Annotated in this window: 26 protein-coding genes, 5 pseudogenes and 1 riboswitch; of the genes and pseudogenes, 24 read left to right on the forward strand and 7 right to left on the reverse strand. The window is 37.4% G+C overall.

All coding sequences use genetic code 11. From position 1 onward, the window contains the following. Positions 1-137: 137 nt before the first annotated feature. Positions 138-638 carry a DoxX family membrane protein gene (locus NGR58_RS05025; RefSeq protein WP_258088536.1) on the reverse strand — a complete coding sequence of 167 codons (501 nt, stop codon included), beginning with the start codon at positions 636-638 and terminating at the stop codon, positions 138-140. A 663-nt stretch (positions 639-1,301) separates the two neighbouring features. On the opposite strand from NGR58_RS05025, the pseudogene NGR58_RS10275 reads away from it, so the two are divergent. Continuing rightward, positions 1,302-2,236: pseudogene (locus NGR58_RS10275) on the forward strand (AEC family transporter). A gap of 530 nt (positions 2,237-2,766) precedes the next feature. Here NGR58_RS10275 and NGR58_RS05035 read toward each other — a convergent pair. Then, positions 2,767-2,991: a hypothetical protein gene (locus NGR58_RS05035; RefSeq protein WP_258088537.1), complete on the reverse strand. Its 225-nt coding sequence runs from the start codon at positions 2,989-2,991 to the stop codon at positions 2,767-2,769. 291 nt (positions 2,992-3,282) lie between these two features. After that, on the reverse strand, positions 3,283-3,852 hold the full coding sequence (gene thiT / locus NGR58_RS05040) for an energy-coupled thiamine transporter ThiT (RefSeq protein WP_258088538.1): 570 nt from the start codon (positions 3,850-3,852) through the stop codon (positions 3,283-3,285). Between the two features lie 73 nt (positions 3,853-3,925). After that, positions 3,926-4,027: riboswitch (TPP riboswitch) on the reverse strand. Between the two features lie 643 nt (positions 4,028-4,670). Here thiT and NGR58_RS05045 point away from each other — a divergent pair. The 12 genes from NGR58_RS05045 to NGR58_RS05100 all read left to right on the forward strand — a co-directional run bounded on the left by NGR58_RS05045 (position 4,671) and on the right by NGR58_RS05100 (position 12,226). Next, on the forward strand, positions 4,671-4,919 hold the full coding sequence (locus NGR58_RS05045) for a helix-turn-helix domain-containing protein (RefSeq protein WP_258088539.1): 249 nt from the start codon (positions 4,671-4,673) through the stop codon (positions 4,917-4,919). Between the two features lie 851 nt (positions 4,920-5,770). After that, a complete protein-coding gene (locus NGR58_RS05050) occupies positions 5,771-6,052 on the forward strand; it encodes a hypothetical protein (protein WP_216811198.1) in 282 nt (93 codons plus the stop codon). 5 nt (positions 6,053-6,057) lie between these two features. Further along, complete coding sequence (locus tag NGR58_RS05055; protein ID WP_216814488.1) at positions 6,058-6,285, forward strand: hypothetical protein; 228 nt, start codon at positions 6,058-6,060, stop codon at positions 6,283-6,285. A gap of 20 nt (positions 6,286-6,305) precedes the next feature. Then, positions 6,306-6,632, forward strand: a complete 327-nt coding sequence (locus tag NGR58_RS05060; protein ID WP_216814487.1) for a hypothetical protein — start codon at positions 6,306-6,308, stop codon at positions 6,630-6,632. 23 nt (positions 6,633-6,655) lie between these two features. Next, a complete protein-coding gene (locus NGR58_RS05065; protein WP_258088540.1) occupies positions 6,656-7,087 on the forward strand; it encodes a single-stranded DNA-binding protein in 432 nt (143 codons plus the stop codon). Between the two features lie 9 nt (positions 7,088-7,096). Next, positions 7,097-8,116, forward strand: a complete 1,020-nt coding sequence (locus NGR58_RS05070) for a hypothetical protein (protein WP_258088541.1) — start codon at positions 7,097-7,099, stop codon at positions 8,114-8,116. A 286-nt stretch (positions 8,117-8,402) separates the two neighbouring features. Next, complete coding sequence (locus tag NGR58_RS05075; protein WP_131473524.1) at positions 8,403-8,711, forward strand: hypothetical protein; 309 nt, start codon at positions 8,403-8,405, stop codon at positions 8,709-8,711. A 61-nt stretch (positions 8,712-8,772) separates the two neighbouring features. Next, positions 8,773-9,510 (forward strand): DNA/RNA non-specific endonuclease, encoded by a 738-nt coding sequence (locus tag NGR58_RS05080; protein WP_258088542.1) that lies wholly within the window; start codon positions 8,773-8,775, stop codon positions 9,508-9,510. 2 nt (positions 9,511-9,512) lie between these two features. Next, entirely contained in the window at positions 9,513-10,193 is a 681-nt protein-coding gene (locus NGR58_RS05085) for a hypothetical protein (protein ID WP_258088543.1), read from the forward strand. Beyond that, complete coding sequence (locus tag NGR58_RS05090) at positions 10,186-10,533, forward strand: hypothetical protein (RefSeq protein ID WP_115470850.1); 348 nt, start codon at positions 10,186-10,188, stop codon at positions 10,531-10,533. The genes NGR58_RS05085 and NGR58_RS05090 overlap by 8 nt, the downstream gene beginning before the upstream one ends. Further along, the gene (gene mobP2, locus NGR58_RS05095; protein WP_258088544.1) at positions 10,526-11,614 is read left to right on the forward strand and encodes a MobP2 family relaxase; all 1,089 of its coding nucleotides are present in this window, start codon (positions 10,526-10,528) and stop codon (positions 11,612-11,614) included. Before NGR58_RS05090 ends, mobP2 begins: the two co-directional genes overlap by 8 nt. 519 nt (positions 11,615-12,133) lie before the next feature. Then, positions 12,134-12,226 (forward strand): putative holin-like toxin, encoded by a 93-nt coding sequence (locus tag NGR58_RS05100; RefSeq protein ID WP_219843355.1) that lies wholly within the window; start codon positions 12,134-12,136, stop codon positions 12,224-12,226. An 858-nt stretch (positions 12,227-13,084) separates the two neighbouring features. On the opposite strand, the gene NGR58_RS05105 is transcribed toward NGR58_RS05100, so the two are convergent. Beyond that, a complete protein-coding gene (locus NGR58_RS05105; protein ID WP_258088545.1) occupies positions 13,085-14,260 on the reverse strand; it encodes an IS256 family transposase in 1,176 nt (391 codons plus the stop codon). A 771-nt stretch (positions 14,261-15,031) separates the two neighbouring features. On the opposite strand from NGR58_RS05105, the gene NGR58_RS05110 reads away from it, so the two are divergent. From NGR58_RS05110 to NGR58_RS05150, 10 genes and pseudogenes are all read left to right on the forward strand, one after another. Next, the gene (locus tag NGR58_RS05110; RefSeq protein WP_258088546.1) at positions 15,032-15,193 is read left to right on the forward strand and encodes a hypothetical protein; all 162 of its coding nucleotides are present in this window, start codon (positions 15,032-15,034) and stop codon (positions 15,191-15,193) included. A gap of 12 nt (positions 15,194-15,205) precedes the next feature. Further along, positions 15,206-15,286 (forward strand): annotated as a pseudogene (locus tag NGR58_RS10280) (DUF1541 domain-containing protein); the annotation flags it as partial. Beyond that, positions 15,272-16,243, forward strand: a complete 972-nt coding sequence (locus NGR58_RS05115; protein WP_407077145.1) for a DUF1541 domain-containing protein — start codon at positions 15,272-15,274, stop codon at positions 16,241-16,243. The pseudogene NGR58_RS10280 and the gene NGR58_RS05115, both read left to right, overlap by 15 nt. 38 nt (positions 16,244-16,281) lie before the next feature. Beyond that, positions 16,282-16,710, forward strand: a pseudogene (locus tag NGR58_RS05120) (DUF305 domain-containing protein). A gap of 187 nt (positions 16,711-16,897) precedes the next feature. Then, positions 16,898-17,353, forward strand: coding sequence for a CopY/TcrY family copper transport repressor (locus NGR58_RS05125; protein WP_115470854.1), 456 nt, complete (start codon positions 16,898-16,900; stop codon positions 17,351-17,353). Positions 17,354-17,394: 41 nt separating this feature from the next. After that, a pseudogene (locus tag NGR58_RS05130) lies at positions 17,395-17,505 on the forward strand (cation transporter); the annotation flags it as partial. 90 nt (positions 17,506-17,595) lie between these two features. Next, positions 17,596-17,730: pseudogene (tcrZ, locus tag NGR58_RS05135) on the forward strand (copper chaperone TcrZ); the annotation flags it as partial. A 138-nt stretch (positions 17,731-17,868) separates the two neighbouring features. Beyond that, positions 17,869-19,986: a copper-translocating P-type ATPase TcrB gene (tcrB, locus tag NGR58_RS05140; RefSeq protein ID WP_258088548.1), complete on the forward strand. Its 2,118-nt coding sequence runs from the start codon at positions 17,869-17,871 to the stop codon at positions 19,984-19,986. Positions 19,987-20,520: 534 nt separating this feature from the next. Beyond that, on the forward strand, positions 20,521-21,111 hold the full coding sequence (locus tag NGR58_RS05145; RefSeq protein WP_258088549.1) for a site-specific integrase: 591 nt from the start codon (positions 20,521-20,523) through the stop codon (positions 21,109-21,111). A 157-nt stretch (positions 21,112-21,268) separates the two neighbouring features. Beyond that, on the forward strand, positions 21,269-21,595 hold the full coding sequence (locus NGR58_RS05150) for a helix-turn-helix domain-containing protein (protein WP_258088550.1): 327 nt from the start codon (positions 21,269-21,271) through the stop codon (positions 21,593-21,595). A gap of 63 nt (positions 21,596-21,658) precedes the next feature. Here the strand turns inward: NGR58_RS05150 and NGR58_RS05155 are convergent, their stop codons facing one another. Beyond that, on the reverse strand, positions 21,659-22,831 hold the full coding sequence (locus NGR58_RS05155; RefSeq protein ID WP_150280105.1) for an iron-containing alcohol dehydrogenase: 1,173 nt from the start codon (positions 22,829-22,831) through the stop codon (positions 21,659-21,661). Positions 22,832-23,387: 556 nt separating this feature from the next. Here NGR58_RS05155 and NGR58_RS05160 point away from each other — a divergent pair. After that, positions 23,388-24,140: an alpha/beta hydrolase gene (locus tag NGR58_RS05160; RefSeq protein ID WP_258088551.1), complete on the forward strand. Its 753-nt coding sequence runs from the start codon at positions 23,388-23,390 to the stop codon at positions 24,138-24,140. A 72-nt stretch (positions 24,141-24,212) separates the two neighbouring features. On the opposite strand, the gene NGR58_RS05165 is transcribed toward NGR58_RS05160, so the two are convergent. Together NGR58_RS05165 and NGR58_RS05170 are read right to left on the reverse strand one after the other, a co-directional pair. Further along, positions 24,213-24,335 (reverse strand): hypothetical protein, encoded by a 123-nt coding sequence (locus NGR58_RS05165; RefSeq protein ID WP_258088552.1) that lies wholly within the window; start codon positions 24,333-24,335, stop codon positions 24,213-24,215. A gap of 205 nt (positions 24,336-24,540) precedes the next feature. After that, positions 24,541-24,633 carry an IS3 family transposase gene (locus tag NGR58_RS05170; RefSeq protein WP_407077141.1) on the reverse strand — a complete coding sequence of 31 codons (93 nt, stop codon included), beginning with the start codon at positions 24,631-24,633 and terminating at the stop codon, positions 24,541-24,543. Between the last annotated feature and the right edge of the window lie 3 nt (positions 24,634-24,636).

The following is a 24,636-nucleotide window of genomic DNA, read 5'->3' on the forward strand; positions in this document are numbered from 1 at the left end:
CATGAAAAATCCACAAGCAACTCTTATAAGAAAATAGGCGGTGAATGACTGAACAATCACAGTCATTCACCGCCTAGCAAAAGATAAGTTATTTATTTTTTGCTATACCTCAATAAATTGTTTAAACAAGAGATAATCTATTCAACCGATTTCTTTAAAAATGGTAATTTTTCACGCATAAAGGGAACAACCCAACGGTCTAACCCGATTTTTCCAGCGTTAAATCCTGCGACAAGAATAATAAGTTCTAAGAATAATAGCAATGGATTAGTAGAAATCATTCCTGCTAGTAGGTAGTTGAAGTTTAATCCCATAGCAAAGAAAGTAGCAGCAGTTGTTAACGTTCCGAAAATCAAACCCAGACCAATGAACAATTCACCGTATTCAACCAAGAAATTGAAAACGTCGATATTAGGTTGGACGACTGATTTTAAGAATGAAGTGTAGAAATCATAAGCTGGTTGTCCATTAGCATCCGTAACGGGATTCTTAATTGCCATATCAATCATACTACTTGCTGAGAAGTTTCCAGAAGAAATCTTTCCAAACCCAGACAAAAACCAGACAACACCTACATATAAACGAATGATTGTACTAATCACCATGCTTGTTTTAGATGAACGTAACCATTTAACCATAAAAATACCCCTTTCAAAAAGTAAGTGACCTAAGTGTAGCGAAAAAAACTGGGGATGTCCACCCTTTGTAATAAAATGATATATATTGTAATGGGGTATTTAATTACAAATTAAATTGTAATCTAATCTTTTACTTTATATGCTTATTATAAGTAAGTCCCGATTATGTCGGTAGTTGTACATTAATCCATTAATTAATATATATTTATATAATTAAATGCTTTTTATCTACAAAAATAAAATATATTAATTATAAAAATGTTATTATTTTGTAAAAGTGTTATTAGAATGTAAAAAACAGATATTAAAAATATATGTTGAACATCTTTTCTTTTATAGTTTATTTCTACAAATAAAGTTGTAATTTTTGACCTTATTATTTGGAAAAGAGACAAATGAAAAAGCATGAAATTTTGGGCTTCGTGCTTGCGAAGTACATCGTTTCGATAAAAACAATCAGCCTTTTTGTGACGAAAAACTCAGGACTTTGATTCAATAATTTTATTTACTCATGCGTATACATATGTGTATTTGATAATTGACATATGAAGTTCTCCTTGCTCTTGTTAACTGGAATATAGATAAATAGTAAGGAAAAAGTTTATACTAAGTTGTGCGCTGTTTTTGTTCAAAACGATGATTTATTTTAAAGGAGGTGACAAAATGAACCTTGAACTGTTGTTTGGCCAGATCATTCTCATGTTTGCGTTAATGCTAGTAGGAGTGGGAGCTAATAAAGTGAAATTTATGCATGAGCAAACCGCTAGTGATTTAACTAATGTTTTACTATATGTTGTTTCACCGTGTTTAATCATAGAATCATTTGAAAAACCATATTCAGATAGTCGCGTTCATGCTTTGTTAGTGAGTGCGTTAGGACTGTTCGTTGTTTACGGGATACAAATTATAGTGTCAAAATTTGTCTTTAAAAAAATTAAAGATAAAAATTTACAGCGAATTGTAGAGTATGGCAGCATTTACTCCAATGCAGGTTTTATTGGCATTCCGCTAGTCAGTTCTCTATTTGGCTCAACCGGTGTTTTTTATGCTGTAGTGCCTCTGGCCTTTTTCAATATTTTTAATTGGACACATGGTGTAGGACTCTTTGCCAATGAAGAAAATGCAACCAGTCGTCTTGAAAATTGCGTAGTGTATTGTTTAATCCCAATATTATTGCTATTTTTATTGGATTAATATTATTTGTTTTTTCTATCAAATTACCTGGCTTACTTAGCCAAATTATCGGTTATATTAGTTCCATCAACACCCCAGTGTCAATGCTCGTAATTGGGAATAGTTTAGCTAATATCGCTCTGAAGAATTTTAAAATTGATCGTTCTATTTTGATGTCTCTATTTTTACGCAATTTAATATACCCTCTCGTAACGGCGTTAGTCATGCAATCATTAGGACTTACTGGTAATCCCTTGTCTACGATGATTCTAATGATGGCCTGTCCTGTTGGAGGAATGGTTGTGTTGTTTACTCTACAAAGTCATGGTAAGCAAGAACCAGCCCTCACGTTAATGGGAACATCAACACTATTGAGCTTATTCACGATTCCCACTGTATTTCTCATAAGTAATTTGTTTACTTAAACTTTTGAATATTTTTATTTCATGAGTGAATTTTTACATTATAGTGGGAGGCAAATAGCAACCGGTAGTAAAAAAGAACAATATGACCAGGTGGGTATTCAGCCGAATTATCTTCGCGGTGGTTTGAAGTTGATGCTAAGGCCACTGAAAGTGCTATAACAATGCTGTATGAATATAACTATATGGGGTGCAAAAATCCACGAGTTGATGTATATAAGGAGAGTATGAAGAATAGAATAGTTGAAACGATGTAATATCATGCGTTAAAAGCCGCCCTAAACTTAAATGAGTTGGGTGGCTTTTAATTATAATAAAGTAATTATTTTTGTTAAATCCTATTGTTGGAAGCAATAGTGCTTCCTAATAAGTTATTTCACTGTGTTTTTGTACTTACCAGTCATTAAATTATTTTATTCCCAATTATCATCATTTAACCACGCGGCTAATTTTTCTGGTGTGTCTAGATCCTCTGAAGGGACAAACTTTGAATAAAATTGAATAGCTTTAACATCTCGTTCCCTTATATAAACTTAAACTGGTTCATTAATTGAACCATCTGCATAAATCATAGTGAATCCTCTCAGCTCATCTTCTTCATAATTGAGAAAGAAGCACGGCATATCTGGAAAATTATTGAATTGATTACTTAAATAAGGATCCCGGTGGCTTTGATCTGATTGGTGTACTTTAGTTAATAATTGTTGAATTGCTTGTTTTTGTTCATCTGTTAATTTTGTTGTTGCTAGTATATTCATCAGTGGCTCCTGTTGTTTTAGTAGTTTTATTTTCTATGGGTTAAAAATGTGGAATAAATTAATGCAACTAGGTAAATAATGAGATAGGTAGATAGAGGTACACCAAAATCTAATTTCTAAATTAGCACGATGTTATCTATATTTTATTCGATTTATTTATAATTAGTCTTTTTTATATAAATTTGTATATTAAACTTCTGAATTTATTGTATATTAAAAATTAATTTATGGTTAATAAATTAAAATAGCATTATTAGAAATTGCTTTCCAATAATGCTACTTTTCATATTCTTATTGATTAGTTACTAGTAATCTTTTAAAAGCACTGAACATAGCCATGATGATCAGGGTAGTCAGAATAAAGCTTGGTACCATGTATGAAACATTGTAGATTGTGGCGTAGGAAAATACTGATTGATGACCTGTTGCGCCAGCGCTAAAATAAATCATCGCCGAAATAATATGTACAATTAAGCGTAATAAGCTACCTAATAGAGTTCCTATGAAGATAAGGAATATTAGACGACCGTTTTTCTCCTTAAATATTGCGGCTTGAATGGACTTTGAAAAAATTCCGGCGCTACCCACAAGCATGAATGCTAATGGATAATCTAAAAATGCTTGAATGGGATTAATGATGTAAGCCCCCAGTAACAATTGAAGAAATCTGAAGATTAGGCCTGTGATTGAACCTGCTTTTAAACCATGTCTAAATGCGATAATAAATATCGGAAGCATCTGAAGAGATATACTTCCTCCTTGTCCCCAAGCTTTAAAAGAAAACAGGTCTAAAATAACGCACAAAACTGAAAATAATGCTATTTCCACTAATAAGTGGGTGTTAAAATGTTGAGTCTTCATATCTCATTACCTCTATAAAAATGTAAATTTTACATAAAAAAACAACACCTAATAATTGACCACACAAAAATAGCCAATTATTAAGCATTGTTTCCTACGCGAGGCTTACCTCACAGGTTCAGAGAGTTTGGAAATTACATCTCAGCTTTTATATAAAGCACCCCTAAATGTTTTGATATTGTTTCTTACGTACTAAAAATTATATCTTATAACTATTAAAAACTCAATTGATAGTAGTTACAAATCCTAAATATTATATTGCTAAATTCTTATATTATATTGCCAATGACTATGGATTAAACCTAAACTTGAGCTATACAAAAGGTAATGACAAAGATCAATAATCTAAATTAATTAACAACAATAGAATAGCTAATCATATGTTCTGTATCTTTTCATTGGAATGCTAGGAAGTTAATCAGGGGAATTTTTATAGTGGCTACTTTTCAAAAATGTTTAACCCCTTTTTATTGTATTATTTTCTGATGATGCAGGTGGAAAAGGGCTCGCAGATAAGCTTAATAATTGATGGGACTGTAAATGGGGGACAATTGTTTGATCGACAATTATTTTAGTTTAGATAGAAAGTATGAACACAAAAGCCTAGTTGTATGAACTTTATTCTTAACTATACACAGTACTCTAAACGTTGATATAAAGGCGTTTAGAGACGTGTATAGTTTTTTTATTACATTGATTACAAAATAATGACAGACTGATTTTTAATCAAGTATATAGCTAGTCACCGGACTTAGTTCGGTTAATTTTTTGGTAAGAACTTCCATTATCGATATTAAAGAGTAAGGAGGTGAGAATTAATGGATTATAAAGAAAAAGAAACATTGGGGCAAGCAGTTAAAGCTTGGCGTGAAGATCATCATTATCGCATGGGTGACGCAGCTAAAGTAGCAAAAATTCCCTATGCAAGTTTTCAACGTATTGAGTATGATCAGGGAAATCCGCGTATTAAAAATTTAGCATTAATTGCACGAGCCCTTGATATGTCAACGGATGAAGTCATTGCCCGTTGGTTTAACGACGATGATGACAAACAAAAAGATCAATAACTGAAGATAACATCTAACACAGTAAATGAACGATGTTATCAACAGCTATTGATCTTGCACAATTTAATACATTACCCTCTGTTGCGATTAGTACTGGCATACTTTTTAAAACAGAAAGTAAGTCTATCATTTTCAAAAAAATGATGAAAATGAGCTGGTTTCAGTGTGCCATTTTTTAGCACCAAACCTGATGTAAATTCATTATAGCATAATATATTATGCCTTGTGAAGTCATGAATGAAGTGAATTCACAACTTAGGATTATAACTGGTGTTACAAGACGTTACTAAGAGCCGCAGAGGGGGTATAGTAGCGTTTTTTGACTATACCAAAATGTGGTTCTAAGCAGTTACATTATTATGCGACGTGGTAACTTGTATGAGCAACTAAGGGGTTCGCATCGCCTACACGTCGTCAGAAAGGTGCCAGAGAACGTTGTAGCGAACGTTTAAAGTAATGTGGCGTAATTGATAGCCACTGGTGGTGACAACCAGACAAACGCGTCAAAAGGTCAGGGTGGACGTACTGAAAATGGCGTCACACGGCAATCACAATGACTTCATGGTGCTTAGTTCATAATTCGACCGTATAACTCGAAATGATGTTGTGATGGTAGCTGGGCAGTGCTGGCTTTAAACGTGTGCCAATTCTTGTAATTGGACGACAAAACAGTGATTTTGATCACTCTGATCGCAGTTAGTGTTTTGTTGGAATAGCTCGCTCAAGGGCGAACTCTCCTAACTAACGCTACGCGTTGTTGATGAGTTGTTAAGCATCAGTCTAATTAATGATTAACTACATGAAGTATGTCGTTTTGTTGTCCAGCAAGTCGGACAGAACGGAGAAAGAATATGTTAGAAATTGATAAATTAAAAACGATTGAACGCATGGAGCATCAACCAACGGCGTATGTGTATGTTGCTTTCGATAAGACCTTTTCAACTATTAGAGCTTATGCCAATAAGCAAGCCGATTTACATAAGCAAGTCTTGGCAATGCAAGCACAAAAGGCAGAGATTTTTTGGTTAGGACGATTGTCTAAAGCAGCCTGGGATGATGTGATGCAGCATTGGCAAAAGGGGGTTAGATTGCAGGATTGTATTGTGTTAGAAACAGTGCGTGGGTGGAGGTGAATGAAATGAATTACCAGTACATTGCAGTAGATTGGCAACGACGTCATATCTTATTAAGTGCCGAGTCAATGGCCAGTTTGAATCGGCTAATCTTATCTGAAAAAGGGCAAGCATTAATTCACCAACAAGCTGTTTGGATATACCGGATTGAGGCAGAAGTATTTGGCAAAGTAGTACAAGAAATTGATCGAACTGGGGTCGCTTTTAGTCAATTAGTACGACCTGATCATTAGGTAATTGTGGGAGGTAGGTTATGTGGGAGCAATTGGATTTATTTGACCAGCAGTTAGGTGTTGCAGAACAAAAAACAATCTATTTCGCCAGACCATTAACCGGTACTGGTTTGAGTAGTGTGGGACAATTTGTCAGCGCAGTTAATGAAAGTGAGATACTAAATGGGCAGATAGTGACTACAATAGATAAGCAACTATTTGCGATTGAAAAACCCGTTGCTAGTACGCAAGTGATTCCAGAAAAAGACATCATTCAAGTTATTAAAACGCAGCAAAATCTAGAACAGTTTTTAAGTGATAAGTTACAAGCTAGTTACCCAATTATTCGGATATTATTTGATGAATAAGGGATTAAGAGGAGGAAAGAATTATGCAAACAAATATTCATGTGGGACTTCTGTTAAAAACATTTGATATGCAAATGGTAGGTGAGCAAAAAGACATTAAAATGGTGCGTTTAGGTTTGGCAGTCAAACGGTATTTGAGCCAGAAATCCCAAACTGATTTCATTTATTATGTGGCGTTTGGTAAGACGGCGGATATGTTATATCAGTATGCCAATAAGCAAGGGCTACCACTCGAAGTTCACTTTAATATTCAAAGTAATCACTATGAAACGACCGATGGTCAGCGTAAGTATCAAACCACTAATGTGATCACATCATTCATGCCTTGGTCAACTAATAATCAAAACAAATCTGGTGTAACGGATGATGAACTAGCAGCTGCAAATGATGAAACAGAGGCAGATATTTTACAAGGATTAGCCGGCCTAGTTGCAGATGATTTAGAAATAAGATAGGAGGCTTTCATGCAGCATGTCAAAGTTAAATATAGTGAAAAACCGCATCTAAAAGAAGGTGCTGGTTGGTTCAGTCGTTTGTGGTATCGCAAACGTATTAAGCATGATAATCGGCAATATAATCACTACGATCAGCAACGCAGAACCGTCACGTTACGTTTCCTAAGTTTACTCGGAATAGCTGCGGCTATTTTGATTTATTCTATGGTAATGCCACGGCCGTCAGGTACCGTTTCAACCAAATTAAATCAAGAGATGGCGTTTGGTAATCAAGGCACTAATGTTGCCTTAACGAAGAAAATTTTTAATGATGAAACGAGACTATTAGAATTACATTTTAAGTTCACCGGAAACGTTGATGATTCGATTACCACAGGCATTAATATGAAACGGTTTAAGTTGTCATTTGCTGGTGATCGGTATATTCAAAACGGGCAATCCGAGTATCATATTGTAGCAACTTCACCTAATACGATGGTCGTCCAATTTGAGAAATTAAAGACTAATTTTCAAGACGTACGTGTTAGTTTTGCAGACAAAACAATTGATACAGAAAGTGTCAAAACGGCCGCTAATGATGACAAAAGTACCACCAATAAACAAGCCAAAACAAGCGATCAATTAGCGACAATTATCATAAACAATGATGATAAATTGCCCACTAATCAACAGCGTAAAGTATTAAGCAAAAAGCAGTTAGTTGTGGCCCAAACAAGAACAAATATTCAAGAACATGAACACAATATTAAAGAGAATCGTGCTGCGATTAAAGAGTGGCAAGCGGCCATTAAAGAACAAACGGAAAACGTGCGGGCAACGCGTCAACAAATGCAAGATATGACTGATAAAGAACGGTCACAAGCTAACGAAACAATTGAGTCTTATGAATCAAAAATGACCGATCTCAAGAAAAATATTAGTGATGCCAAGACTGATATTCAGAGTGAAAAAGACAAAATTAAACACTTAGAAAAACAAAAAACCAAGCAACAAAATGGGCGACTAAATGTCCCTAAATTAGCGCAATAATTTTTGCGGAATTGCTGCAAAAAAACAGTAATTGCGCAATATTTTTAACCAAATACGTGGGCTGTCCAAGGGGTGTCTGGTGGTATGTCCAAGGGCTGTCCAGTGGGCTGTCCAAGGGCTGTCTTTAGAAAAATGGTAGTATCACCAAGAATGCCCGCACAGCGGGGTTATATCACAGCGTGGTATCATTCCCCCTTAACCTGTTATTTATTATTGATGTATTTGAACTTTAATTTGGGTGCAATAAAGAATTTGAATTTTGACTTAACGATGGAGGTTTAATTTAATGGCAAATCAATTTATAATGCGCAACTTATCTGACCATACTTTAAAGATTATTGATGCAGAAGCTGCACGAAATAATATCTCACGAAATGCTTTATTACAAATTGTGATTGAGAACTTTGCGAATAATTTAGAACAAGCCAATGCAAATGAAATTTTGTTGGAACCTTTGCAAGATGTTACTAAACAATTGAATACATTAACGCATGCAACAACCGAATCACAAGCAGCTATTTCCCATGATTTAACCGCACTAACCAACAGCATTCGACAACTCATTAAGTACATGTACGACGATACATTTGAATAAAAGGAGAAACAAAATGTATGGTTACCAACGACGATGGTTGCGTCGATTAATGGTGATAGTAATGACAGTGATAGCAGTCTTAATTTTTGTTAAACGAGATGCTATTTTAGATCATCTTTTTAATCAATTTAGTCAGTCAACAGCTGCACCTAAGACACCACAAAAAGAGGACCCACAGAAAAAATTAGCCGCACAAGATTTTACAAATCAACAAGTGATTGCAGTTAATGATAATCAACCTAACTTTACAACAAATGATTTAAAAACGACTGCAGGATCCTGGCAAAAATTATCTCATCGTGATTGGTTAGGACGACCTAGACAAGCCAATGCTTTGTTGAACAAAAAGCAAATGCCAACCATAGAACACAAAGCATTAACGGTGATAACACCGGGGTATCATGTCTATCAATTTAAGCAAAATAATCAACAAGTTTATTTATACAATCGGGCACATTTAATTGGGTATCAGCTGACTGGCTTGAATAATGATGCACGCAATTTAGTAACAGGTACGCGTGCCATGAATGCCATCCATGAACAAGATAATCAAGTTTCGATGGAAACTTATGAGAATCAAATTGCAACTTATTTAAGGCAATCATCAAAGCATTATGTTCGTTATCAAGTGACGCCATTATATCGAAACGTCGAACGCGTACCACGGGGTATTGAACTGGCTGGCCAATCAATTGGTGATGATGTGATTAAGTTCCATGTTTATATTTTTAACAGTCAACCAGGTTGGCAAATTAATTATTATACAGGCACAGCTTTACAACAAAGTAAGGAGAAATAATCATGCAAACATTAAGTGAATTTCGTCAAAAATTGCAGCGGGAAAATCAGAATCGTATCAAGTATTTACGAGCAAAATTTAAAAATTATGCCGATGAGGATTTGGATGAAAAAGTTTCCGATGAACTAAGAGGGTTGATCAACGTCACCGAAATTTTGAATCATGAACCAACCGAAGAAAATAGCCGTCGTCGACAAGTCGCTGTTAAAACTAGTCAACAAGAAGCCTGGTACCGTGATGCATTAAAAGATTGGTTAGGTCAGCATCCTGAAGTCGGGGTTAGTGGCGATAATAATGGTGGGATGTATCGCTTTGCCTTAACTTTTTTCGTTAATCAAGTGGTTTTAAATCCCAAAAACAATAGTCTGTCATATGCTGATTTATTAAAAGGCATGGATGAAATCAATGACCCAGATCCAATGTTAAATCAAATCAATTTACAGATGAACGATTTAAAAGAAATGACCTCATTTATTGCAGCCATGGATTACTTAGAAAATATGCAAGTCTTTGGTCCAACGCGACAAATTGATGAAATAATTCAAACGGATATTCGTTCAGAAATTGATGAGAGTAGTCAGTATGCCAAAGACTATGATGCCTACCAGAAGCGTCGTAAAAATGATCTCGCAAACAAACGTCAGCGCCGTCGCGGTGAAGGAATGGAGTTTAAACATGACTAATCAAAATTTTGATTTACAAGCAGCCTTAGAAAAATTACATGAAGAAGATTGGTTGCACCCGGGTCAAGCTGCCTTTCAAGATAAGATGATGGTTCAAGAAGTTGAAACGGAGAAGAAGTATCGGCAAAAAAATTATTGGCTTGCGCAATTTTCTCATTTATTAATGAACCAGTATCAACAAAGTAGTCACACGTGTGCCAGAATTTTGCATCAAACAAGTCATAAAAGTATTACGCGAGCTGTTGTCCGTTACCCGGAATCAGATTTTGCCACTTTAACTGATGTTCAGGAAAGTTTAGCAGCTTATGCACAACAACAAGGGGTGAAAACAGATGGTTAAAACAGGGGGCTTTGCGAATTTTGCAACGGGGGAAAAGAAAACAGGTGCTGTACTATTACCAACCCACTTTACGACAGCAGCACAAGCAACGAAAGCAGGTAAACAATTTGGTAATCTAGTACGCACTTATGCTGCTAAAAGTTCAAAAGTAATGGATGAAAATAACCAAGTTTTAATGGATGTGACCGATGCTGAACAAGCACAAAGCGCTAGTGATAGTTTTGGTTACAGTTCCCGTTTTTCCGCTACCGGTGATGAACACCCGTTGTTTGATAGTGATACGTTAAATATAACCGATGAGCAAATGGACAAACTAGAAGATACACTAAATTTAGCACAGGCAAATGGCAATATTTTACATGAGATGGCATTCTCGATGCGGGGTGATTGGTTAGTTGAAAATGGCTTGTATGACCCTGAAACGAAACAGTTAGATCAAGATAAATTGAAACGTGCTGAACAACATATCGTGAAAGATTTGTTCGAAAAAGGTGGCCCACAACCCTTAGGCGAAGGACCCGATGATGTGGTTTGGTTTGGCGCAGTACATCAAGACACTGATCACTTAAATATGCACATTTGGTATGCCAAGGTTTCACCTGAAACCCGCCCTAGTATGTTGCACAAAAATGGTGAACCTAAGGGGGTCATTGATTTCAAAGCGAAACATCAAGCTGAAAGTAAATTCCGTTATGAACTAGAGTCGGAAGCGACCAAAATGCAACGGGCAAATGTGTATGAAGCCGTCGGTAATTACCGAGGTCAAATTAAGCAAGATTCACTCACCAAACTGGATCAAGCTCATAAATATACGCCGGACCTGCAGAAAATTTATGACATTTTACCGCAAGATTTACGAGGACGTTGGAAAGTCGGTAACACTGATACGTTAGTGACGAATGACAAAAGCCGAATGGCACCAGCTAATCGTCGAATGAACACGTTAATTGATAAATTATTGACATATGAATTAAAAGACGACTACCAAGCATTTAAGACGACGGCCCAAAAGATGGATGCCATGATGACTGAAACACACGGGCAACAACATCAAGGCCAAGCGAAATGGTCAGAGATGTAAGACCAACGATTACGTAAAGAATTAGCGAATGGTATTTATCGGCAGTTTAACGAACAGTTTAAACTAGGCAGTCATCAAAATGATGATCAGTTCCATAAGCAAGCTAATGGTAATTTTGAAAAAGCGAAACAAAAACAACAACCAGCAGAAACGCCACAACCTAAGCACCATAAAGCGGCCCCCTTAGGTAAATTAAATAAGATTGCCAAACGGATGACGAAACAAAGTCGGCAAGAAATGCAACAAGTACAGAGGATGTTGCAAGAGACAATGGCAGAGCAAAGTCAGGATGTCAGTGATGAATCACTTTCACGGCATCTATGAGTTCTTACTAAAATAAATTATTAATCAATACAAAAAGTGCCACAAACACTGATATATTAGTGCTTGTGGCATTCTTTTATGTTATAATAGTTGTACAGGTTAAAGGCGGTGGCTGACTTTCTATTAGGAAGAAGGTGATGCCTATGAATGCAATTCATGGACACCAGAATCTAACGAAAGGAGGATCAGCCAGAAATGTCTGTTCACGATGCAATGTCCTTAGTGATATTGTTCGCGACTTTCTTGTTGGCGTTGTTGACGTATATCGACAACCACAACAAGAAGTAAGACAAACTAAAAAACCGCCCCATACTTTGACGAGTTAGGCGGTTTTAATTATTTTAAAATCAGTCACCATTAAAGTAACCTGGGCCTCGTGTTGGTAGCACGGGGCTTTTTGTTTACAAATAAATTATACCATAGCTATGAAAAATCCCCAAATTTTAAGGTGTCCGGAGTCTGTAGAATAATAAGCATAAGGTTTGATATGGAAGTTGAAATACTTCTGTAACATACCTTGTGCTTATATTTTTGTCAAAAAGGCTTAATTTATTAAGAAAACCTAAAAAATGAAAATAAGCACGAAAAAAAAGACCAACCAGTGGCTAGTCGATTATGTACTTTGAAAACTAGATATAAAAATTGATTACTATAAAATAATGTCTCGACAACCTTATTCAAAAATCAAATTTACTTAACTAATCTTCAATATGATAATTGTAAAGTATTTTGTGAATTATAGCAATCATGGTTAGCTGTTAATTAGCTAACTCGGAGCCTCTAAAAGAGTGTAGAGAGAACAGTCTAGGACAGTTACTAAAATCTAAGTAATTTTGTTACTCCGTTAGAAAAAACCTCAGTATCGATGCGATGTGTGCATACAGTGGCATGTATGTTACACCAAAGGTTCTGAGTCATGAAAACAACAAAATTATGAGAGATTATACATGCACAGAGATATAGTCAGTATGGTTTGTTGAATAACGTGCCAATTGTTAATTTTCAAAACAAAAATATAGTCACAAATTGATTCAATAGTAAAAAAAGTTTTATGAGAATGTTATTTAATGAGTAGTATATTTATTTAGCACTTACAATATTTTCTGGTAGCGTCAAGAATCTTGTGTAAATGAAATGCCCTCTAACTTAAATAAATGATGCTTCCAAGGTGTCCTGGAGTCCTTTGAACCCTCGGTGGATCCGCTTCAGAGACTTCTCGTTATAAACATTAAACTGAGAAACCAGGAAGCAATCCAGGGAATCTTCCGTTGGAAATTGTTCTTTGTGGTGGGTGGTGCGCTTGAGATGCTTATTAAAGTTCTCAATCAGGTTAGTGGAGTATAGTGATTGCCGGATAGCTGGTGGAAAGTCCTTGAAAGTGAGTAAATTCGGCATTTTAAGCAGATCTTTGATTAATTTGGGATAGGTCTGATGCCAGTTGTTGGCGAACTCATTCAGTTTCAGTTCGGCTGCTTCACGGTTGGCGGCCCGATGAACTTGTTTAAAGTCACTGATCACGGCCTTGCGGTCTTTTACGCGAACTTTGTTCACCAGATTCCGCCCAACATGAACCAGGCAACGTTGTCGTTTGGCTTTAGGGAAATGCCGATTCAAGCCTTCATCCAAACCAACTAACCCATCGGCCACAAACAACAGCACATCTTTAACGCCCTGCTTGATCAAGGTTCCCAGCAGTTCAGTCCAGATTCCAGTCGATTCCGTTGGCGCCACTTGGTAGTTCAGCACTTCTTTCGTACCATCTGGACGAATGCCAATCGCAATATGAACGGCTTCTTTTTGAACGGTATCCCGCTTTAACGGCAAGTAAGTGGCATCTAAGAAGATGGCCGCATATTGTGAAGCCAGTCGACGTTGCTGGAAAGCTTGAACCTGTTCATTGACGGCTTTAGTCATGTTGGAAACCGTGGCTTTGGAGTAGTGAGCACCGTACATTTTCTCAATGAGTTCGGCAATTTCAGCAGTGGTAATTCCCTTGGTATACAACTGAATGACCGTTGTTTCTAAATTATCACTGTGCCGACCGTAGGCTGGCAAGGTATGATTTTCAAACCGGCCATTGCGATATCGAGGAATGGTTAAGTTAAGTTGGCCGTACTTCGTATCAAACGAGCGCTCATAACTGCCGTTGCGGTTATTACCAGTGTTAATCCCAGCGTATGAGTAGCGTTCGTAACCTAAAAACTCTGCCAGTTCGGTTTGAAGCAGCTGGTTAATCGCAATTTCTAGGTGGTGACGAAAAACTTCGTCCAAATCTTGCTTTTGGGCTAGTGCAGCGATAATTTCTGTGGTAAGTTCATTCATGGGGAATGCCTCCTGTGATGTTTTCTGTGATTACTAAATATCATAAGGGAAGGCATTCCCTATTTCTATACAATTCAAAAATCTTTTATGCATTTACACAAGATATTTTACGCTCTCATTTGACGCTTTTTAAGATTTTGTGTATCAATAGACTATGCAAAGTTATTATGTCTTAAAGCGGCTTTTAAAGGGATTGAAAGGGCTTTGATTCAAAAGCTATTTCTGAAAATACTAATACTATGTTATTTGGATTAAAATTGTTTTGGTTTCACTAAATAGTCGACATCAGTCTGGGTTGCTCAGAAGTCCAAGCAGCCATTGGTTGGTATATCAATTTTTATAATCCCAATCGTATCTCAAATGTCGCCTAATTAACTGAACAAAAATAGTCCAATTTATTGACTTCTGAGCATTCAGTCAAGCCCATATCTTTCGTTAAGATTTATGTTGCAACCTATAGTTATAAGAAATGAATATGGCAAAAAGTGATTAGGTAATGTTTATTAATCCATGATCATTAGTCTTCATTTGTAATTGATAAAAATCAAAGTGCTTGACAATGATAAGGGGTAATTATAAACTACATGTAAGTTCATTAAACTACATTTGTAGACGAAGGTTGTATTACCAAAAGGAGACAAATCGTATGAAAAAAACAATTATAAGTAGTCTTTTATCTGTAGCATTATTAAGTTCTTATCCACTAGTGAATAGGTAGGCGCGAATACACTTGATGATGCAGATAATGCTGCTCAAGCTGGCTCGAAAACGGTGGCTAGCGAAGCAACGGATAAATCTCAAACAGGCCACGAAGGTATGAAACATGATGAATCTGGGAAAATTCCAGAAGGATTGGTAGAGGCAGAAAATCCAACTTATCCAGAAGGAAGCGAAGTAACGATTCAAACCGATCACATGCCAGGAATGATGTGAGCTACAGGTGAGGTTGTAGGTGCCTTTGATTCAATTACCTATGAAATCACCTATAACGATACCAAAACAGGAGAGGAAATCGCCAATCACAAATGGGTTGTACACGAGGAAGTTGAAAATGCCCAAGACGAGCCTTACCAAGTAGGTGACAAAGTCGTTCTAGAAGCTAACCATATGCCCGGTATGCAAGGGGCGACCGCAACCATTGATTCGGCAGAGGACACCACTGTTTATATGGTCACGTACACGGATACAGAAACAGACGATACTGTTGAAAATCATAAATGGCTAACAGAAGAAGAATTAGGGGAAGAAGAACAAGACTCAAGCCAATTTTGGAGAGCACGTACAGTAGAAGAAGTACAAGCAGATGTTTCCCAATACGATACATTAGAAGAACTTCAAAATTACGAAGTGGTTGGGGGAGATACTCTCTGGGCGATTTCTCAAAGTACTAATTTTTCAGTAGACGATTTAACTGAAGCATTTAATATTAAAAACGCTGATTTAATATTTGCTAACTACACACTTGAAAATCAACCATCATTAGAAGATAGCTATGAGAACCAGATAATTAGCGAGTCCAAAAAAACAAGAGATATGGATAATATGGGAGATATGAAGCATGATGAGTCGGGAGAAATTACAGAAGGCTTGGAAGGAGCTGAAAATCCGATGTACGAAGTAGGAGAATCTGTTATTCTTAAGCACGGTCATATGCCTGGAATGGAAGGTGCCGAAGCAACTGTTTCTGGCGTATTTGCTACGACGGCTTATGAAGTTTCTTTCAATCCAACCAATGGTGGAGAACGAGAGGAAAATCATCGCTGGGTTATCCACGAAGAAATTTCTGAGTCAACCAAAGGCGCATTTGAACCTGGAGAAGAAGTGACATTAGAAGCCAACCATATGGAAGGTATGGAAGGAGCAACTGCAATAATTGATGACGCTGTAACTACGAATGTTTATATGGTGGATTACCAGCCAACAGATGGCGGAGCAGTTGTTCGCAATCATAAATGGTTTGTTGAAGAAGAATTAGCTCAATAATTACTAGTGGTACATTAAAATACCTAAAATTTGCCCTCATGATTTTAACTTTAACAGTCATTATGTACTTTCTAATGTTTGTGAATGTCAATGAATTTGCGCACATTTACTTGAGTCAAACCCGTGTTTATATGGCTATTTTGATGGGCGCAGTCATGGCTATTATTATGATGGGTTTTATGTGGAAAATGTATGATAATAAAAAATTAAACGCCGTTATAATGGGGCTTTCAGTCTTACTCGTGCTGGGATCGTTTGGGCTTATTCAAAACCAAGTTGGCGTAGATGATACTGCTTGGATGAGAGCTATGATTCCACACCATTCTACAGCTATTATGACGAGTGAAAATGCCAATCTCATAGATTCACGGGTGCAGTAATTAAGCGAAGAAATTATCCAAGCCCAAGAAGAAATTGCTGAGATGGAACAATTAATTGAAGATATAGAAGAAAACGGAGAAGAATAAACATTCAATCAATTTAAGAAGTAAATCAATGGTAACCTTATAATTAGTATTGGGTAAAGATAGGAAAACAAAGGCAATAATAGCTGGTTACATTTATTTAAAAAAGACTTTACAAGAATGGTTTACAATAGTATAATTATCTCAAACATTTACGTTTACGCATGTAGACAATAAGGAGGGAAAGAGAATGAGTACAATAGTAGTTAACCCTCATATCACAGATGCTGAATGGGAAGTTATGCGTGTAGTCTGGGCGAATGGTCGAGTGACTAGTAAAGAAATCATCTCCATATTGAAAGAAAAAATGGACTGGAAACCAGCCACTATCAAAACGCTCTTAGGTCGACTGGTTGAAAAAGGCGTACTAAATACAGAGCAAGAAGGTAGAAAATTTATTTATACTACCAATATTGAAGAGAAAGAAGCCGTAGGAAATTATACAGACGATATTTTCAACCGTATTTGTCGAAAGAATGTCGGGAATGTAGTAGGGAGTATCATTGAAGATCATGTCTTAAGCTTCGATGATATCCAGCGACTAGAAGAAATATTAGAGATGAAAAAAGCTTTCGCAGTAGAAGAAGTGGATTGTCAGTGTACAGAAGGGCAATGCGAATGCCATTTACATCATCATGGAGGATAAGGAGCGAAAAATTGGAGAATAAATCGTTTGCCATAGAAGGTATGACCTGTGCGTCTTGTGCGCAGACAGTAGAAAAAGCGGCAAAAAAAGTACGTGGGGTCACACAGGCTTCCGTGAACCTAGCAACAGAAAAGTTGAGTATAGAATACAATGAACCAACTTTTTCGGTAGAAAATCTACAAAAAGCGGTGGATAATTCAGGGTATGAACTGATTGCCCAAGAGGGAAAGACGCAAACCTTTGCAATTGAAGGGGTTGAATCTGTAGAGGTTGATTTAGCGACTAAAAAAGCAGTACTTGAAAGTCAAACAGAGAATGATACCGAAACGCTCAATGCTGCTTTAGCAGAAACTAACTATTCAGTATTAAGTGCATAAAGTACGAACACCATTTACTTATAGATAGTAGATAGAGATAAAGTATAGAACCCTTTTCATGAGAATTATACGCAGTGTTAGATGAGAAAGTTCTAAGACTTTAAAATCAGTCTCTAATATAATAAGGAGGAATTAAAAATGAGGAATAACAAACAACATTCGTCACATAGTCATCATAATCACGGCGACATGGATCACTCAAAACACGACCATAATGAAATGGAACATAGTCAGATGGATCACGGTAAGATGAATCATAGTGTGATGGATCACAGTGAAATGGATCATAGTGCGATGGATCATGGCGCAATGGGAGGGCATGCCCACCACCATCACGGTAGCTTTAAGGAGATTTTCTTGAAGTCACTCCCATTAGGAATTGCAATCTTACTCATTACTCCTTTGATGGAGATTCAGTTGCCTTTCCAAATTATCTTTCCTTATGCAGACGTTGTAGCAGCTGTATTGGCAACAATTCTATACATTTTTGGCGGAAAACCATTCTTAATGGGTGCGAAAGATGAGTTTAATTCAAAAGCTCCAGGCATGATGTCCTTGATTACTTTGGGAATAACGGTTTCTTATGCCTATAGTGTTTACGCAGTGGCCGCTCGATATGTGACCGGAGAACATGTCATGGACTTCTTCTTTGAGTTTACAACGTTAATTTTAATCATGTTATTAGGACACTGGATTGAAATGAAGGCATTGGGTGAAGCAGGGGACGCGCAAAAATCATTGGCTGAGTTGGTGCCGAAAGATGCTCATGTTGTTTTAGAAGACGATTCGATTGAGATTCGTCCAGTTGCTGACTTGCAAGTAGGTGATTTGATTCGTGTTCAAGCCGGAGAAAATGTTCCAGCAGATGGAACGATCCAGCGTGGCGAATCACGTGTAAACGAAGCGCTTGTGACTGGGGAATCGAAACCAATTGAAAAAAATCCTGGAGATGAGGTCATCGGTGGATCAACCAATGGTGGCGGAGTCCTCTATGTGGAAATAAAGCAGACGGGCGATAAGTCCTTCATTTCTCAGGTTCAGACATTAATCAGTCAAGCTCAAAGCCAACCTTCTCGAACAGAAAATCTTGCACAAAAAGTTGCAGGATGGCTCTTTTATATTGCGGTTATTGTAGCTCTTATTACCTTTGTCATATGGATGGTTATAGCTGATGTACCAACGGCAGTTATTTTTACAGTCACCACATTAGTTATTGCTTGTCCGCATGCCCTGGGTCTGGCTATTCCATTGGTGACTGCTCGTAGTACCAGCTTAGGGGCCAGTCGGGGATTATTAGTGAAGGACCGGTACGCTTTGGAGTTGACTACAAACGCAGATGTTATGGTTTTAGATAAAACTGGAACTTTAACAACTGGTGAGTTTAAAGTATTAGATGTTGAACTCCTTAATGATAAATATACGAAAGATGAAATCGTTGCCTTATTGTCAGGTATCGAAGGTGGATCTAGTCACCCTATCGCTCAGTCAATTATTAGTTACGCAGAACAGCAAGAGATACGTCCAGTAAGTTTTGATTCGATTGATGTTATTTCTGGCGCTGGTGTAGAAGGTCAAGCTAACGGACATCGTTATCAATTAATCAGTCAAAAAGCATATGAACGTAATCTGGATATGGATATTCCAAAAGGAGCAACCCTCAGTGTCTTAGTAGAAAACGACGAAGCAATCGGTGCTGTAGCTTTAGGGGACGAATTAAAACCGACAAGTAAAGCCTTAATACAAGCCCTTAAAAAGAACAAGATTCAGCCGATTATGGCAACGGGTGACAATGAAAAAGCGGCTCAAGGGACTGCAGAAATTTTAGGTATTGATTATCTAGCTAATCAATCTCCTCAAGACAAATATGAATTAGTTGAAAAACTTAAAGCAGAAGAAAAGAAAGTTATCATGGTCGGTGACGGGGTCAACGATGCACCTTCTCTTGCATTAGCAGACGTTGGTATAGCTGTTGGTGCCGGAACTCAAGTAGCATTGGATTCAGCCGATGTCATCTTGACACAGTCAGACCCTGGCGACATTGAATCCTTTATCGAATTGGCTCAGAAGACCACACGTAAGATGAAAGAAAATCTTGTTTGGGGAGCAGGGTATAACTTTATCGCGATCCCAATAGCTGCAGGAATACTAGCACCAATTGGCATAACATTAAGTCCAGCAGTCGGTGCCGTCTTGATGTCACTTTCGACTGTAATTGTTGCCATCAATGCTGTGACATTGAAATTAGAGCCAAAATAAACAGTTATTTGGCACATGAAATAATTGAATAACCTTATCGTGTAAAAATACAATAGTTTCACAGGAAAGGAAGAGATGAAATAATTTAAAAAATCATCTCTTCCTTTTTGCTCAGAAGTCAATAAATTGGACTATTTTTATTCAGTTACTTAGGCAACATTTGAGATACGATTGCGATTATAAAAATTGATATACCAACCAATGGCTGCTTGGAAGACTGACATATTAGCCTCGATATCATCGAATAACTAAATACAGAAAAATACAATAAATATTATCAAACTAGGGACTATACTAGAAAACATCAGTACATTCCTTAACTCAGGGTCTATAATTACATAATCGCCCCTCGAAAAGACTATTAAAATAACCCTCATTATCTAGTGACTAGATAATGGGGGCTGTTTTTTTGTTAAGTGATATAATAAACCATAATAGAAGTTTAGAAATACGGCCCTGGTCATCAATAAATAAACAATTTAATTAATTATTTATTTAATTAATTATTTAATTTCAGAAAGGTATATATGAATCATGGTGCAACAAATTGTCCTACCCATCAAAGACTCCAACGTCTTAAAGATGGTACAAGATACACTTCTCGATAGTTTCCGTGCTGGTCGCCGAAATTACACCGTTTTTCAAGTTGGTAAGGCCACGCTACTACGTGTGAGTGATGTCATGACATTGAAAAAATCAGATGTCTATAATCCAGACGGCTCTGTCAAAAATACAGCCTTTATTCATGATAAAAAGACCGGTAAAGCAAACACGTTATATTTAAAGCCTGTTCAGCAAGACTTGTTGCAATATCATGATTGGCTGGTCCAAGAAAATATCAATTCTGAGTGGTTATTCCCCTCGATAGCCCATCATGATCGCCATATCACCGAGAAACAGTTTTATAAAGTGATGGCGCGTGTTGGTGATCTACTAGGTATCAACTATTTAGGCACGCACGCCATGCGTAAAACAGGCGCTTACCGTGTCTATACACAGTCAAATTACAATATTGGTTTAGTCATGCACTTATTGAATTACTCAAGCGAAGCCATGACACTGGCTTACCTTGGTTTAGATCAAGCCAGCCGTGAGACTATGTTGAATCAAATTGATTTTGGTTAAACTCATTAGCTATAACTACAGTTATAGTTGTAGTTATAGCTAAGGTTTTATAGCTAAAAAGCATAGATCATTAGACTCAAGCAATACTTTAGTGACTTATCAACCTGAACTTTACTATGCTCTGTATTAAAAACTATAAATGGTGGGAATTTAGCATATGCAAATAGGTGAAAAAATAAAAATTATTCGTGAAAACAAAAAGATGTCACAAGAAAACATGGCTAAAAGTTTACACGTATCATATCAAGCGGTATCTAATTGGGAACGTGGGAAAAGTTATTCCGATATCTCTAATATTATTATGATTTCAGATTTATACAGTATTTCATTGGATGAACTGATTAGGGAAGATAAAAACTATAAAGACATATTACTTGAAAAGAAAATATTAGGCATCGCAGATACTATACTTAATGTTATTTTCCTATTGTGCGCCGTAATGATAGTAATTTACATGATGAGACTCCTCTCTGACTATCTTTAAGTATACGCACAAACACTAAAAAAGCCGTCGAAATTCGGCGGCTTTTCATCATATTACGTTAAATTATTCAGCGTCGTAGGCAGCTTGGAAAATCTTGATGATATCTTCCTTTGTCCCCTTACGAGGGTTAGAGAAAGCGTTCCCATCCTTCAAGGCATTTTCAGCCATCAATTCAAAGTCTTCTGGCTTAGCACCAATTTCTTTGATTGAGTGAGGAATACCAACGTCTTCGGATAATTGCTTCATGGCCTTGATGGCTAATTCGGCAGCATCCCGCGTTGATAGGCCTTCAGTGTTTTCACCCATGATTTCAGCCAATTGGGCGAAACGATCTGGGCAAGCAATGATGTTATATTCTTCAACGTAAGGTAGAAGTAAGGCACAGCAAACACCATGAGGTGCGTCGTATTGACCACCGAGTTGGTGAGCCATGGCATGAACGTAACCCAAGTTGGCGTTGTTGAAGGCCATCCCGGCTAACATTTCAGCTTCGACCATCTTAGTCCGAGCGTCCAAGTTGTGGCCGTTAGCAACGGCTTCACGAAGGGAAGTTTCAATCAACTTGATAGCTTCCACACATTGTGAGTCGGTGATAGGGTTGTGGTCAACGGAAACGTAAGGTTCAACGGCTTGAACGAAGGCATCCATCCCAGTAGCTGCGGTTAAGCCCTTAGGCACATCGAGCATCAGAGTTGGGTCGTTGAATGAAACCAACGGAATGTTCCGCCATGAAACAACCACGAACTTCAAGTGGGTTTCTTCATTCGTGATAACCGCGTGACGGGTTAATTCAGAACCAGTACCGGCCGTCGTGTTAACGGCGATTAATGGTGGCAAAGCCTTGTCGAGTGTTTCAATCCCAGCCAACTTGGTAATGTCGTCGCCATTAGTTAAAATAATGCCGGCACCTTTACCAGTATCGTGAGCAGAACCCCCACCAACAGTGATGATGGAGTCCGCACCGGATTCTTCGTAAAGTTTCTTAACTTCTTTGATGCTACGAATCTTAGGGTTGGGTTCAACGTTGTTATAAACAATGTAGTCCACACCAGCAGCCTTTAAAGAATCCAAAGTCTGTTCCACGGCGCCGTCCTTTAAACCTTCAAGGAACTTATCCGTGACGATAACGGGCTTTTTCATCCCTAACATCTTTGCTCGATCACCAATCTTACTAATGACACCAGGGCCAAAGAAATTGACGCTGGGCATCAGAAAGTCATAACTACGTTCAGCCATTATATAAATACCTTCTTTCGGAAGTTTTGAAAACAATTGTTACTAATTTCACAAAGTAATTATAACTAATAAATTTACAGTTTGCAATCGTTTTTGGGTAAAAGTCCCTTAATTGTGCAATAAAGTGCTAATTTGTCGGCGGTTTAAACTGCTCAGAAGTCAATAAATTGGACTATTTTTATTCAGTTACTTAGGCAACATTTGAGATACGATTGCGATTGGGTATAAATAAAATAATTCAGGCACATGAATCATTCGAAAGAGTGAATTATGTGTCTGTTTTAATAAGATTTGATATTTCTGTGGTAAGGCTTATATTAAAGGTGTATGACACAACCAGAGACGATTGACACCTTAATTAGGCCCATGAGTTTCAATTTTGAACGTAAAGGGGAAATTCATAATGAAAGTGACACAAGCAGTACTAGACGATATTAAACGCACAACAGATCAGTGGCGCGCTTCAGATGAGAAATGAGATGCAGGACTACCAACGGAGTTTCCGGATGTCAAACGATATGACAACATCAGTTATGGTCCAGCTGGTGAAGAAAATTTGTTAGATGTTTATACACCTAAAGATGTGACACAAAGTGTGCCTACCATTATCGATATTCATGGTGGGGGGAACGTATACGGGTCCAAAGAGCTTTATCAGCATTACTGCCTTGGTTGGGCGAGACATGGATTTGGCGTTGTTAATTTCAATTATCGGCTGGCACCTCAATCCATTTTTCCAGGCGCACTGAAAGATACGGCACTCGTCGCAAAATGGGTTGCTGATCACGGGCAAGACTATCATTTAGATACAAATAATGTTTTCATCATTGGCGATAGTGCGGGTGGCACGCTCGCCTATCAGTATTTGACAGCATATGCGAATCCTAAATATCGTAAGGCGCTGGGATTAGTCTCTAGTGGGCAACTTGTTGTCCGAGGTGGAGCACTGAATAGTGGCTTTTATTTTGTAAAACGTCCTGGTGCCATAACACCGGAAAGTTTGATGAGCACCTATTTTACACCAGAAATGATGCAGAAATATGATCAGGAACTGCATACAGAAAACTATGTGACGCCTGATTTTCCACCAGTTTTTGTACTGACCGCCAATCATGACTTTTTACATGATGAGGGCGTGCGCTTTGATCAATTTCTATTGGACCATCACCTAGCACATCGATTTGCCAGTTTCGGTACGGAAAGTGATCCGCGCGAACACGTTTTTCAATTGAATCAACGTGATGCCGTGGCAGCTAAAGCTAATCAGCAACGGGGAGAATTTTTCAGAAGTTTGTTTGTAGAAAAATAAGGTGATCCTCGAAAATTAAGTAAACAAAAAGACCGGGATTATTGCACTCCCCGGTCTTTATTTATATGAACATTACTCAGCAATTGCTTGAAAGAAAAGTACGGTACCCCAAGTTTCACCTTTAATTAAGTTCTTGGCAAATTTAGCAGCGGCATCCAAATCGTTATCAGGGGTTACTTTGAATTCAAGTTTCATACCGGTTTTTTTAACGAATTCGTATTTGAAATCGCCTTCATATTCTGTCAAAAGCTTAATAGATTGAAGTCAATATTTGAGACAGATTTTCTTCTGCCCTGTAAATCTAGCATAAGAGCACCTTACTTAATGTCACTGTTCACCACGTGAATGTCTATCTAAAAAAAAGAAGGAATGAACTGAACCCCAAAAATTGGAGAGAAGTTTAAGCAACTAGCTGGTCGGAAAGATTTCGGTATTGAACCGGAGTTTTTCCGGCCAGTTTTGTTTTAATCCGTTTATTATTGTAGTAATAGATATA

This window comes from Weissella fangxianensis (genome assembly GCF_024718545.1).
GTDB lineage: Bacteria > Bacillota > Bacilli > Lactobacillales > Lactobacillaceae > Weissella > Weissella fangxianensis.